This is a genomic window from Rouxiella silvae, from assembly GCF_002093625.1.
Classification (GTDB): domain Bacteria; phylum Pseudomonadota; class Gammaproteobacteria; order Enterobacterales; family Enterobacteriaceae; genus Rouxiella; species Rouxiella silvae.
In genome coordinates, this window is sequence record NZ_MRWD01000001.1 from 119,862 (window position 1) to 132,827 (window position 12,966).

Here is a 12,966-nt window from a genome sequence, read left to right on the forward strand (position 1 = left end):
GTGCTTTTTTTGAATCATGCACGCACTGCATTTGGATTCCCCGGGATGAACAAAACACGGCAACAAGAATTACTCCGCTGGCTTAAACAACAAAGTGCCAGAGCCAAGCGGTGGACTCGTCTTTCCATGATTCTGGGCCTGCTATCGGGTCTTCTCATTCTTGCACAAGCCTGGCTGCTCGCCGGGCTGCTACACAGTCTTATCGTCGTTCACACCCCACGCGAGACCCTCTGGCAAAGCTTTCTGTTTTTGGCACTGACGTTTATCCTGCGTGCCGTGGTCACCTGGCTGCGTGAACAAGTAGGTTTTATCTGTGGCCGAATTATTCGCGAAGAAATTCGTCGGCTGGTGCTCGACAGGCTGCAAGTACTGGGGCCGGCGTGGATACAGGGCAAACCCGCGGGCAGTTGGGCGACGCTTATCCTCGAGCAAATTGAAGACATGCAGGATTATTATGCTCGTTATTTGCCACAGATTTCGCTGGCGGGCATTGTACCGCTGTTGATTTTGGTCAGTATTTTTCCCATCAACTGGGCAGCAGGGCTTATTCTGCTCGCCACTGCGCCACTGATCCCGATTTTCATGGCACTGGTTGGCATGGGCGCCGCCGACGCCAACCGTCGCAATTTTCAGGCCTTGGCTCGCCTCAGCGGACAATTCCTCGACAGCCTGCGCGGACTCGACACGCTGCGACTGTTTTGCCGTGCTGAAGCAGAGATAAATCAAATCAAAAGCTCTACAGAAAACTTCCGCGCACGCACCATGGAAGTTCTGCGCCTCGCCTTTCTCTCATCTGCGGTACTGGAGTTTTTTGCCTCTATTTCGATTGCAGTGGTGGCGGTTTACTTCGGTTTCTCCTATCTCGGTGAACTCAATTTCGGCCATTACGGTACGCCGGTGACGCTGTTTGCCGGCTTCCTGGTGCTTATCCTCGCGCCGGAATTTTTCCAGCCGCTGCGTGATTTAGGCGTTTTCTATCACGCCAAGGCGCAGGCTGTAGGCGCTGCTGAAAGCCTGCTGGAATTTCTGACTGCCGAGGCAGCCCCCCCAATGGCAGGAAACGCGCATTGGAACGCCACGGGGCCGGTTTCACTTACGGCAAAAGATGTGCATATTTTATCCCCTCAGGGCGCGCACCTCGCCGGTCCGTTGAATTTTACTGTTCCCGTAGGAGGCAGCGTGGCGATCGTTGGGCTAAGCGGCGCAGGGAAGAGTTCGCTGCTTAACGCGCTGCTCGGATTTATGCCCTATCAGGGCCAGTTAGCCGTTAGTGGTCAAGAACTGCGCGAAATAGTCCCCACTCAATGGCGTCAGCAAATTAGCTGGGTGGGCCAAAATCCGCATTTACCCGAACTCACGCTGCGACAAAATATTCTGCTGGGCCAGCCAGACGCCAACGCTCAATGTCTCAACGAGGTTATCGAGCAGGCCGACGTCAGTGAATTTTTACCCCTATTACCTGAAGGCGTTGATACGTTGATTGGCGAAGACGCCGCGCGACTTTCCGTTGGTCAGGCACAGCGAGTGGCCGTAGCCCGTGCCCTGCTCTCGTCCTGTTCGCTGATGTTGCTTGATGAACCCGTCGCCAGCCTTGACGCTGAAAGCGAGGCGAGTGTCATGCGCGCACTTAATCAGGCGGCAAAAAAACAAACGACCCTGCTGGTCACTCATCGGCTTGAGGACACGGCGCAGTTCGACGAAATCTGGGTGATGGACAAAGGATTGCTGGTTGAAAAAGGCACCTATCAACAGCTGAGCGAACAGGCTGGACACTTTGCCAGACTGCTTGCCCAGCGCACGCGGGAGCTGCCGCTATGAAAACTCTGCTGCCTTATCTGGCACTTTATCGTCGTCACTGGGTGCGCATGGGGCTGGGCATTTTGCTGGCGATTGTCACACTGTTGGCCAGCATTGGCTTGCTGACACTCTCTGGCTGGTTTCTGGCTGCCTCGTCGCTGGCAGGCCTTGCGGGTTTGTATACGTTTAACTACATGCTGCCCGCGGCGGGCGTGCGTGGAGCGGCTATTTTCCGCACCGCTGGCCGCTACGCCGAGCGGGTTGTCAGTCACGATGCCACCTTCAGAGTGCTGGCACACCTGCGCGTATTTACCTTCAGCAAGCTGCTACCGCTTTCTCCTGGCGGCCTTGCACGTTTCCAAAAAGTCGAATTACTCAACCGACTGGTTGCCGATGTTGATACCCTTGACCATCTTTATCTGCGCGTTATTTCTCCATTAATCGCCGCTCTGGCCGTGATAATGGGGGTCACTCTCGGGCTCAGCTTTCTGGACGTAGGGCTTGCCCTAATACTTGGCGGGATCATGTTGGCTTTGCTGCTGCTGCTGCCCGTTATTTTTTACCGCGCTGGGCAGCCGATTGGCCGTGAACTGACACAACTGCGGGGAGAATACCGCACACAGCTCGGGGGATGGTTGCAAGGGCAGTCCGAACTGGTCATTTTTGGGGCTGAACATCAGCGCCGTCAACGGCTTGATGATATCGAAAAACGCTGGCTTGGCCGTCAGCAACAACAGGCAAAGCTCTCAGGGCTTTCGCAGGCGCTGATGATTGCCGCCTCAGGTTTAACGCTCTGCCTGATGCTATGGCTTGCGTCGGGAGGTGTCGGCTCTCTTCCCGCACCGGGCGCACTGCTGGCGCTTTTTGTCTTTACTCCGCTGGCAGCGTTTGAAGCGCTGGGGCCGGTCGCAGGCGCATTTCAGCACTTTGGACAAGTCATGGCCTCTGCAAACCGCGTCACTCAAATTATCAGCCAACGGCCATCCGTCACCTTCCCGGCAAGCGGCGGCGTTAAGCATTCTCTCGCTAACGTTTCTATTCAGGCGATGAGTTTCACCTATCCACAGCAGCCAATTCCGGTGCTGAAAGCCGTCAATCTTGAGATAAACGCCGGTGAACACATTGCGCTATTGGGCAAAACTGGCTGCGGAAAATCGACACTGGCTCAGTTACTGACACGCGCCTGGGACCCTCAGCAGGGCTGTATCCTGCTTAATGGTGTTTCGTTAACAGAATATCAAGAATCAACCCTGCGCAGCATGGTGACCGTTATGAGCCAGCGCGTGCACGTATTCAACAGCACGTTGCGTGATAATCTGCTGCTCGCCGCCCCTGACAGCAGCGATGAGCAGCTTGCGGCAGCGCTGCGCCAGGTTGAGCTCGATAGCCTTCTGGAAAATCAGGGCCTTAATGCTTGGCTGGGGGAAGGTGGACGTCAGCTCTCCGGCGGGGAACAGCGCAGATTAGGCCTGGCGCGCGCCCTGCTCCACGATGCGCCCCTGTGGATCCTTGATGAACCTACGGAAGGCCTCGACGCCGAAACAGAACGCCATATCCTTGCGCTGCTCGATACGCACTGTAAAAATAAAACGCTGCTCATGATTACCCATCGCCTGACCGGTCTGGAAAAGATGGACCGCGTTTGCGTAATGGATGCGGGTCAGATAACGTCATCTACGGCTTTTGTGTAACGAGGATACTATGCGTCTGGTGCAGCTATCAGCTAACTCGGTGAACTTTCCCAGACCGGAAACGGCGTTACTTCAGCCTAACGGTCTGCTGGCGGTAGGGGGCGATTTAAGCCCTCCCCGCCTGCTCTCGGCCTACTTCAACGGTATTTTTCCTTGGTTTGATCCCGGTGAGGCCATCCTATGGTGGTCTCCTGACCCTCGCGCGGTGCTGGTTCCGGCCGAAAAACACCTTAGCCGCAGCCTGCGTCGCTTTATGCGTCAGTCAGACTATCGCTATACGCTCAATCGCGCCTTTGAGCAGGTTATCTCTGCCTGTGCCGACGCGCGCAGTGAAGGTACCTGGATAGGGCCGGAGGTAAAACAGGGATATTTGCAGCTGCATCAGCAGGGTCATGCGCACTCTATCGAAGTGTGGTCGGGTAACCAACTGGTTGGCGGCATGTACGGCGTAGCGGTCGGTGCCCTGTTTTGCGGGGAGTCAATGTTCAGCCGCCGTTTAAATGCTTCTAAATGCGCGATAATGACTTTTTGCCAATATTTTACCGCTAATGGGGGAGAACTGATTGACTGTCAGGTCCTCAACCCTCACACTGCGTCGCTGGGTGCGAAAGAGATCCCCCGACGCCAATTTTTGCAGCAGTTATCCCGGCTTTCGCAACGCACGTTGCCGCCAGAATGCTGGTTGCCACAAGACTTACCCCCACATGACGTTGATTTACCATCCCTCCTGAAGGAATAGGGAATGGGTGCGGTATACGCCAACACTTCTTTACATAATGTGGGTTTTTCGGCATTATCTTGCCGGTTAAAAACTATGGTAGTAACACCTAGAGGACTCGATGGCCAAAGAAGACAACATTGAAATGCAGGGCACCGTATTGGATACGTTGCCAAACACTATGTTCCGCGTTGAATTAGAAAACGGACACGTGGTAACCGCACACATCTCCGGTAAAATGCGTAAGAACTACATCCGCATCCTGACGGGCGACAAAGTCACTGTAGAGCTGACCCCGTACGACCTGAGCAAAGGCCGCATTGTCTTCCGTAGCCGCTGATAGGCTCACTCATCGCTGATTTATCCCGCGATACCTGAGGTTACCCATTTCGCTCTTCCCGCATTTGGCAACAAATGCAGGCTAGGGCGTTTTGTGGTATCCGCCATCCAGTATCTGAACAGCAGGCGTTGTCGATTGTTCAGATAATGGCTGTGAAAAAGGCGATGTTTCCATGTGACTTAGTGCTAAGCGCTGCAAGCAGTGCACCAAAAAACAATAAGTTAGCATGGTTACATCGCTTTTACTGACGCTCAATAGCGCCAGTTCAAGGACACTACAAGGACCTGCCAGCAATCGGATTTAATGTAACTGCATCCTCTAATAAGTCATGAGCGAAGTGAGCATAAGTCATTGTTTGCTGAATATTTGCATGACCAGATATCCGTTGTAGCGTATCCCCCCACCGCCCTCCCGTTGCCAAACAGAGCAAGATTGCCTTGCGATTATCCCCTTTAAGCAAGCTCAAGCGTTTTTGAATTTCCTCTTCGTTAAGAAACCACAACTTAGAATCCGTATCGACCCACATCTCGGCACGCATGCCAAGTAATTAAGATAAGCGCAGCGCCATATCAGCAGTATTTAGGGGAAGTGAATTCAGGATTCGAGACCACTGAGTATGAATAATTTTAGGGCGATCGCTGCATCAATTACGCTAACATCTTGCAGGTAGTCTCGCAGAACCTCGCTTGGGGGTGGCAGATTGGACAAACGTATAAGAGACGTTTAATAAAAATAAACCATTGATTTATATAGCTAATATTTTCATTGGGCCGAGAAGGGTTTTACACTTCGCGCGGGTGCTCAGGATCTTTCTGTTCTGAGCATGCATTAAGATTTATACAAAATTAATGAAATAAATCATTTTATTTCATATTGATACGCAAATAAAAAGGCGATGTTTCCATCGCCTTTTTTATTTTATTTCAGAATGCAGATGCTTAGTGCACTGCGCCCTCTTCTTTCAGTTTCTGTGCACTCATAAAGTGGTAGGTCAGTTTGTCAGCGGCTTTATCAAGCGCGACAGAGACTGAGCCTCCATCAACCAATGAGCCAAACAACAGCTCGTTAGCCAACGGTTTCTTCAGATTTTCCTGAACGGTACGCGTCATTGGGCGAGCCCCCATTGCGCGGTCATAGCCTTTCACCGACAGCCAGTCGCGCGCTTCTTCACTCACTTCAAGCGAAACGCCTTTTGCATCCAGCTGTGCCTGCAGTTCGACGATAAACTTATCGACAACCTGCTGGATCACTTCACGCGACAGGTGATTAAACCAAATCACATTGTCGAGACGGTTACGGAACTCAGGCGTAAACACTTTCTTGATTTCTTCCATGGCGTCAGGGCTGTTGTCCTGATGGATGATACCAATCGATTTACGCTCAGTTTCCCGCACGCCGGCGTTGGTGGTCATCACCAGTATCACGTTACGGAAGTCGGCTTTACGGCCGTTATTATCAGTCAGCGTGCCGTTATCCATCACCTGCAGCAGCAGGTTGAAGACGTCCGGGTGCGCTTTCTCGATTTCATCGAGCAGCACCACGGAGTGAGGATGCTTGATAACGGCATCCGTCAGCAAACCACCCTGATCGAATCCAACATAGCCTGGAGGTGCACCGATCAGACGGCTTACGGTGTGACGCTCCATGTATTCCGACATATCGAAACGCAGCAGTTCGATATCCAGCGCTTTAGCCAACTGAACCGTAACCTCGGTTTTACCCACGCCAGTTGGTCCTGCAAACAAGAACGAACCCACAGGTTTACGATCTTGACTCAGACCGGCGCGGCTCATTTTGATCGCTTCGGTCAATACTTCGACGGCAGGATCTTGTCCGAACACCAGCATTTTCAGGCGATCGCCGAGATTTTTCAGCACATCACGGTCGGTGGCTGACACGGTTTTCTCTGGAATACGGGCAATACGGGCAACCACGCTTTCGATATCGCTAACGTTGACGGTTTTCTTGCGTTTGCTCACCGGCATCAGTCGAGCGCGTGCACCGGCTTCATCGATTACGTCAATCGCCTTGTCAGGCAGGTGACGATCGTTGATGTATTTCACCGACAGTTCAACCGCTGCCCGCACCGCTTTGGCGGTATAGCGTACATCGTGATGCGCTTCGTATTTGGTTTTTAAACCATTAATGATCTGCACCGTCTCTTCAGGCGTTGGCTCGGTAATATCAATTTTCTGGAAGCGACGCGCAAGCGCACGATCCTTTTCAAAGATACTGCTGAACTCCTGATAAGTGGTTGAACCAATCACGCGGATCTTGCCACTGGACAGCAGCGGTTTGATGAGGTTAGCGGCATCAACTTGGCCACCAGACGCGGCACCTGCACCAATGATTGTATGAATCTCATCGATAAACAGAATGCTGTTTTTGTCCTGCTCCAGCTGTTTCAACAACGATTTAAATCGTTTTTCAAAATCGCCACGATATTTGGTACCGGCGAGCAGCGAACCAATGTCTAAGGAATAGAGCGTACAGTCGGCCATTATCTCCGGCACATCGCCCTGTTCAATACGCCAGGCGAGGCCTTCGGCGATAGCCGTTTTACCTACACCGGACTCACCCACTAATAACGGGTTATTTTTACGGCGGCGGCACAGCACTTGAATAGCACGTTCCAACTCTTTATCACGGCCAATCAGCGGGTCAATTCCACCAACACGCGCTAACTGGTTAAGATTTGTGGTGAAGTTCTCCATACGATCTTCCCCTGCCGACTGCTCTTCGTTAACCGGGTTCTCCGCATTATTTGGAGCCTGGCTCGCTTCATCTTTACGCGTACCGTGGGAAATAAAATTCACCACGTCAAGGCGGCTGACATCGTGCTTGCGCAGCAGATAGGCAGCCTGAGATTCCTGTTCACTAAAGATAGCTACCAGCACGTTCGCGCCGGAAACTTCACTTCGGCCTGAAGACTGCACATGGAAAACAGCGCGCTGCAGCACACGTTGGAAACTCAACGTAGGCTGGGTATCACGCTCTTCTTCACTGGCGGGTAAAGTGGGTGTGGTCTGTTCGATGAAGGCTTCCAATTCCTGACGTAAGGCCACCAAATCAACCGTACAGGCTTCAAGCGCTTCACGAGCCGCAGGGTTGCTAAGCAACGCCAGCAGCAGGTGCTCGACGGTCATAAACTCATGCCGGTGCTCGCGGGCTCTTGCGAAAGCCATATTGAGACTGAGTTCAAGTTCTTGATTGAGCATAGGCACCTCCCAAATAGATTGCCTTAATCAGGCTTTTTCCAGCGTACACAGCAACGGATGCTCGTTCTCCTTGGCGTAGGTATTCACATGTGCGACTTTGGTTTCGGCCACTTCTGCGGTGTAAGTACCGCATACGGCTTTGCCTTTGTAGTGCACTGTAAGCATCAGTTGCGTTGCACGTTCAATATCATAAGAAAAGAACTTTTGCAGTACGTCAATCACAAATTCCATTGGAGTGTAATCGTCGTTGTTTAATATAACTTTATACATAGATGGCGGTTTTAGCTCATCCTTTTGTTTATCCGCCGCCAAATGTTCAAAATTTTGCCAACCTTGATTGTCACCCATCGCCTTACCGTTACCTTTTGCATCTTGATGTCTATTGAACACAGCCAGATTCGACACATTACGAAAGATGGCTCTGTTTGCATCTCGTCATGGTCTCTAGATTACTCCAGCTATTTTACCATTTTTTAGACATCCTTGCCGCAGGACATAAAACGTGATCAATTTCTGCCAGATCGAAGCAAAATCTGCCTAAAAAATGTCAATATCGTTACCTGCTTCAAATTTTAGTTATCTGCCTGCTCCAGACAAATACCCATTCCTTGACGTCCAAGACTAATACACTAGAGTGTAAATTTATAAGCCGGATGAGCTATTGCTTATTCCTTTTTTTAGCGTCTTTTTCATCGAAACATACGCTTTAAACAGGCTTTATCTCTTTAACTATACATAGTCATGAGAGGGATTTGAGAGCATGGAGACGGGTACTGTTAAATGGTTCAATAATGCTAAGGGCTTTGGTTTTATCTGTCCTTTGGGCGGCGGCGAAGACATATTCGCCCATTACTCCACCATAAAAATGGAGGGCTACCGAACGCTAAAAGCGGGGCAACAGGTCAGTTTTGACGTTCACGAAGGCCCCAAAGGAAACCATGCCAGCATTATCATACCTGTGGAGTCTGAAGTGGTCGCCTGACGACCCCACTCAACGCCGAGTGATAACAGCAGATAACCCACAATCTTTATAAGATACCAGTCACGCGTTGTCTGGTATTTTATTTATGGGGGAGAACTCCCCTCTCTTCAAGTGCTGATTAAGAAAAATTAAATTTTATTGACTGCATTGTTAAAAATAAACCTCGTCCTCACGAAGATAAACCGTTACTAAACAACCGTAGCGGTCTCCATTTTTCCTCCTCAATTGTTGTAATCTGGTTTATTAATTAGCTGTTCAAATAGCATCAATATCTTTTATTGGTCACTAAGAACATGTCTATCCTCAGCTACCCCGCTCACACGACTGAGCCAATGTCTGGTCTTGCACTGATGTCCTCATTAATTACCGGAAAGCTCATCCCGGGAAAAATGTGGAATAAGCCCGCGTATCGCTTTAAGTTTTTAATGCGAAGCTTGTTATATCCGCTCGCCACGCTGCGAGTCATGAATCAGTTGGCCAATCACCCACTGAGAGAAGAAATACTGCAAGCTCAGCCAACGCTGCCCTGTAAGGTGCATAGACCATACTTGGCAGTAAATATGACCCGAGAGCAGCATGTCAGTGGTCTGTGCGACCACTATCGCTTTGTTCGCGAACGTATGCCGCTTCCAATGCAAATGGCGCACTTGAATAAAGCTCTGCTAAAAATTGCCTCGTTTAACGGAAAAGACGAGTCAACGTATTGTATTAGCATGAATGCTTATCAACGACTCGATAAAGAAGGAGAGATCACGCTTTCATTTGTTAATGATACAGGCACAGCGTTAGCCAACGTGACTTTTTCATTTATAAACTACGACAGTCAGCCCACTTTATTTATTGGGGCAATACAGGGACCGGCTCAGGATGTCGATCACCAGCATATTCAACAGGCGACCAAAGCCTGCCACGGACTTTTTCCAAAAAGAATTTTAATGGAGGCCGTGCTGCTTTTGGCAGAGAAAATGAATATGAAACAGGTTTTTGCCGTCGGTAATAAAACCCACATTTATGAAAGCCCGCGTTATAACAAGCGTAAGCAGTATTTTTATGCCGACTATGACGCATTCTGGGAAACGCTCGGCGCGCACAGGCACGAAAATGGTTATTTTCATTTCCCGACACAGGTGCCCCATAAATCGCTGGCCGATATTGCCAGTAAAAAACGGGCAGAATATCGCCGTCGCTATGAGCTACTCGACGAAATGGAAACGCAAATTCGTCATCATTTTGCTAAAATGCCGTCTAAAACACTGTAATAAAAGCCAAAGTGATAGGATGAGGATTATCAGCACTTTGGCTTATATGTGGCTGTTAATCTGCACGGCCGCGCGCAAGCCAAGCTACGCGTGAAAACATCTGCTTGAGAACAATTGGCACAGCTCCCACGCCTCGCGTCGAAGCCGACATTGCAACTTCAATGGCCAAGTCTGGCTTTGAGCTGCGGTGCACGGCCTTCTCGATGATATGCCTGGCAGATATCGGCGCATGTTCTGGCGTGCCCGCCGCGCGCCGATAGACATCCTCAAAACCGTTGCGATAAAGATAGTTTTCAATGTCCATCGCGGGCAAAGCGGTCAGTCTGTCACGCAGTATATCTTCATGGTTCTCAACGAGACTCGATACAGTAGCGGCATATTTTCTGCCGGCTTCGTCGCCGTCCACCAGCACGTGCCATTCAATACCCATCTGTCTGGCGAAGCGCAGTAGTGGCTTCAGTCCGCTTTGGGCAAATTCGATAACCTTGATCCCTTCCGACTCAAAATTATAGCCACACTGCCGCGCCAACTGATTCAGCAACCACACTTCGGTTTCACCCTCGACCAACAACCAACAGCGGGCAAATAGCGAAGAAGGACGACTGTAGCGAATATGAAATGCAATGCGCCGACTGTCTTCCGAGCTCATCCCCTGAGGCCCGATACTGTAAGCAGCCACTTTTGCAGACTCTCGGACCAGGCGACATATCTGTTCAACCGGAACCAGCGCCAGCAAGTCGCCGGAGTTAGTGGTGGTGATACGCTGCAAAGGCAGCTGCTCAAGCAATCCCCAAGCGACCGATAGCATGATCGGATGCAAACGTGTTTCTGGATCTTCAATCAGTAATAATGGGCGCGCATCGGGATTAAGCGCCACGGCACCCTTAGCTTGCAGCAGGGTTGAGAACATCGCCAGCATCATCACCCGCATACTGCGGCTGTTGGGTTCGGCAATCATTTGATTGATGTTATTGAGCGATCGCCACGCCTGTCGGCTTTCTGCCCTGCCGTGGCGCTTTTGCTGCCAGGATTTTTTGTTTCTTCCAGCACTGTCACTGCTTTCATCGCCCGACGGATTGACGGATGAAGGGGCACTGTTCATACCAAAATAGTGTTCCAACAGTTGCTGCATTGCCGCTAGCCCCTGACGAAGTTCCGCATTGGTTAAGGCTTGGGGGTTATGAATGAGCGCGCGGGTCAGCTCGTCCAACTGTTTCGCCATTGCCCCCTGCTGCAGCTGCGGCGAGAGGTCTTGTTTACGAATGCGACGAACAAAACGCGCGTCTCGAAGGCGCAGCACCGGATGTAGACGAATCAGTGCCTGAGCAAGCGGGTCGATAGTTTTTAGTGCCAGCGGCTCGCCGTTAGCCGCAAGAAAGGTTCGCCAAGTGGCAACGCTGCCGTCATCATCCATTTCCCCCTCAAGGCGGTAATAAATACGATTAAGGCGATCGTCGCAGCGCACCCAAAGAGGTGAAAGCGGATTGAAACGTGGCGACATATGATTGCCGGGCTGATTTTCACAGAAGGTGAATACCACGTGCAGATAGCGCTGTTTGGCCTGCTGCTCACCAGCAGGAAAATGAAAATCTTGCTCCTGAAAACAGTAAAGCTCAGGCTCTGGCGACAGCAGCAGCGTCAGCGCATCGAGCAGACTGGATTTACCCCAGGCATTTTCACCCAGTAATACTGTATTGGTGTTGATGGTTCCCAGATTACTCTGCGTGCGATCGTCATGAAAGTCGTTCAACGATACGCCACGACGGTCTGGTTGAGTCAAGGTCAAGGAGAGGCGGTTGATCCCCCGGAAACCGACAATATCAATATGCTCAAGATACATTGGCACCTCCCGTGCAGCGTTTTCTGGCCTGTTTCCTCTCTTGAGCATGGCTACAAATAGCCATATTGGTCAAGCGATAGAGATAAACGGCGCGGCTCAACGCATGAGAAACTTTACTCTATCTGCGCTTTTGGTTAGCTTGTGCCACGCCCTATACTCTCGTCAATGCTCAAGCCATTCGAAAGGATCCCGTTTTATATGTATTCAGGTTTACTGATTATTCTTCTGCCACTGATCGTGGGCTATTTTATTCCGGTCAAACGCCCCACTTTATTACACTTAGTGAACAATCTGCTGAGCTGGATGGTGTACGTCATTCTGTTCATTATGGGCGTCAGTTTGGCATTTTTGGATAATCTCAGCGCTAATTTATTGATGATTTTCAAATACACTGCGTTTTTTTTCGTCTGCATTTTAGCGGTGAATCTGTTGGCACTCTGGTTGCTGGAACGCCGCAAGCCGTGGAAGACTAAACACCATCAGGAAGTGCTACCCTCAAGACTGCACATGGCGCTCGACTCACTGCGCCTCTGTTTTGTGGTGGTCGCCGGTTTTCTTCTTGGCTTGACCCAGTGGCACTGGCTGACCTATGCCAGTCAGGCCAGTGAGGCGGCGCTGATTTTTCTGCTGCTGCTGGTAGGTGCGCAGTTGGGTAACAGCAGCCTGACACTGCGGCAGATAGTTCTCAACCGACGCGGCATGCTGGTGGCGTCAGTGGGTGCCATAGCCTCACTCGGCGGCGGAATGATGGCTGCCTTATGTTTAGGATTGCCATTGAAAACCGGCCTGGCAATGGCATCAGGTTACGGGTGGTATTCGCTTTCAGGTATCGTGTTGACCGACTCATTTGGTCCGGTTATCGGCAGTGCCGCGTTTTTCAACGACCTCGCGCGCGAACTTTGCGCCATTATGCTTATTCCTACCTTAGTACGCAGCAACCGTTCGTCGGCGCTAGGGCTTTGTGGCGCAACGTCGATGGACTTTACATTACCGGTATTACAACGTAGCGGCGGGCTGGATATGGTGCCCGCGGCGGTGGTTCACGGCTTTTTACTGAGTTTGCTCGCACCGGTACTGATGGCTGTTTTCTCCTCCTGAGCCGCCGAAAAAATCTTATCGTC

9 protein-coding genes and 2 pseudogenes are annotated in these 12,966 nt (G+C 50.9%); 7 read left to right on the forward strand and 4 right to left on the reverse strand.

Features of this window, described 5'->3' with window-relative positions; genetic code table 11:
• Positions 1–45 precede the first annotated feature (45 nt).
• From cydD to infA, 4 genes and pseudogenes are all read left to right on the forward strand, one after another.
• Positions 46–1,818: a heme ABC transporter permease/ATP-binding protein CydD gene (gene cydD, locus BS639_RS00530; RefSeq protein ID WP_084982001.1), complete on the forward strand. Its 1,773-nt coding sequence runs from the start codon at positions 46–48 to the stop codon at positions 1,816–1,818.
• Positions 1,815–3,464, forward strand: a pseudogene (gene cydC, locus BS639_RS00535) (heme ABC transporter ATP-binding protein/permease CydC); the annotation flags it as partial. The gene cydD and the pseudogene cydC, both read left to right, overlap by 4 nt.
• Positions 3,465–3,498: 34 nt before the next feature.
• Entirely contained in the window at positions 3,499–4,227 is a 729-nt protein-coding gene (aat, locus tag BS639_RS00540) for a leucyl/phenylalanyl-tRNA--protein transferase (RefSeq protein WP_055777890.1), read from the forward strand.
• 100 nt (positions 4,228–4,327) lie between these two features.
• Complete coding sequence (gene infA, locus BS639_RS00545; RefSeq protein WP_002211347.1) at positions 4,328–4,546, forward strand: translation initiation factor IF-1; 219 nt, start codon at positions 4,328–4,330, stop codon at positions 4,544–4,546.
• Between the two features lie 274 nt (positions 4,547–4,820).
• Here the strand turns inward: infA and BS639_RS25210 are convergent.
• From BS639_RS25210 to clpS, 3 genes and pseudogenes are all read right to left on the reverse strand, one after another.
• Positions 4,821–4,940, reverse strand: a pseudogene (locus BS639_RS25210) (site-specific integrase); the annotation flags it as partial.
• 544 nt (positions 4,941–5,484) lie between these two features.
• Entirely contained in the window at positions 5,485–7,764 is a 2,280-nt protein-coding gene (gene clpA / locus BS639_RS00555; protein ID WP_084981960.1) for an ATP-dependent Clp protease ATP-binding subunit ClpA, read from the reverse strand.
• A 27-nt stretch (positions 7,765–7,791) separates the two neighbouring features.
• A complete protein-coding gene (clpS, locus tag BS639_RS00560) occupies positions 7,792–8,112 on the reverse strand; it encodes an ATP-dependent Clp protease adapter ClpS (RefSeq protein WP_055777881.1) in 321 nt (106 codons plus the stop codon).
• 412 nt (positions 8,113–8,524) lie between these two features.
• On the opposite strand from clpS, the gene cspD reads away from it, so the two are divergent.
• Both cspD and BS639_RS00570 read left to right on the forward strand, forming a co-directional pair.
• Entirely contained in the window at positions 8,525–8,746 is a 222-nt protein-coding gene (gene cspD, locus BS639_RS00565; RefSeq protein WP_055777877.1) for a cold shock-like protein CspD, read from the forward strand.
• Between the two features lie 389 nt (positions 8,747–9,135).
• Entirely contained in the window at positions 9,136–10,005 is an 870-nt protein-coding gene (locus tag BS639_RS00570; protein WP_267893478.1) for a VirK/YbjX family protein, read from the forward strand.
• A 55-nt stretch (positions 10,006–10,060) separates the two neighbouring features.
• Here BS639_RS00570 and BS639_RS00575 read toward each other — a convergent pair whose 3' ends face one another.
• On the reverse strand, positions 10,061–11,845 hold the full coding sequence (locus BS639_RS00575; RefSeq protein ID WP_055777871.1) for an ATP-dependent nuclease: 1,785 nt from the start codon (positions 11,843–11,845) through the stop codon (positions 10,061–10,063).
• A gap of 198 nt (positions 11,846–12,043) precedes the next feature.
• Here BS639_RS00575 and BS639_RS00580 point away from each other — a divergent pair, with 198 nt between their 5' ends.
• Positions 12,044–12,943, forward strand: a complete 900-nt coding sequence (locus BS639_RS00580) for a lysine exporter LysO family protein (RefSeq protein WP_084981962.1) — start codon at positions 12,044–12,046, stop codon at positions 12,941–12,943.
• The last annotated feature ends 23 nt before the right edge of the window (positions 12,944–12,966 follow it).

Excerpts from the sequence above, each read along its gene's own strand:
- cydD (WP_084982001.1), top strand. The coding sequence starts at position 46 with ATGAACAAAACACGGCAACAAGAATTACTCCGCTGGCTTAAACAACAA.
- aat (WP_055777890.1), top strand. The coding sequence starts at position 3,499 with ATGCGTCTGGTGCAGCTATCAGCTAACTCGGTGAACTTTCCCAGACCG.
- infA (WP_002211347.1), top strand. The coding sequence starts at position 4,328 with ATGGCCAAAGAAGACAACATTGAAATGCAGGGCACCGTATTGGATACG.
- clpA (WP_084981960.1), bottom strand. The coding sequence starts at position 7,764 with ATGCTCAATCAAGAACTTGAACTCAGTCTCAATATGGCTTTCGCAAGA.
- clpS (WP_055777881.1), bottom strand. The coding sequence starts at position 8,112 with ATGGGTGACAATCAAGGTTGGCAAAATTTTGAACATTTGGCGGCGGAT.
- cspD (WP_055777877.1), top strand. The coding sequence starts at position 8,525 with ATGGAGACGGGTACTGTTAAATGGTTCAATAATGCTAAGGGCTTTGGT.
- BS639_RS00570 (WP_267893478.1), top strand. The coding sequence starts at position 9,136 with ATGTGGAATAAGCCCGCGTATCGCTTTAAGTTTTTAATGCGAAGCTTG.
- BS639_RS00575 (WP_055777871.1), bottom strand. The coding sequence starts at position 11,845 with ATGTATCTTGAGCATATTGATATTGTCGGTTTCCGGGGGATCAACCGC.
- BS639_RS00580 (WP_084981962.1), top strand. The coding sequence starts at position 12,044 with ATGTATTCAGGTTTACTGATTATTCTTCTGCCACTGATCGTGGGCTAT.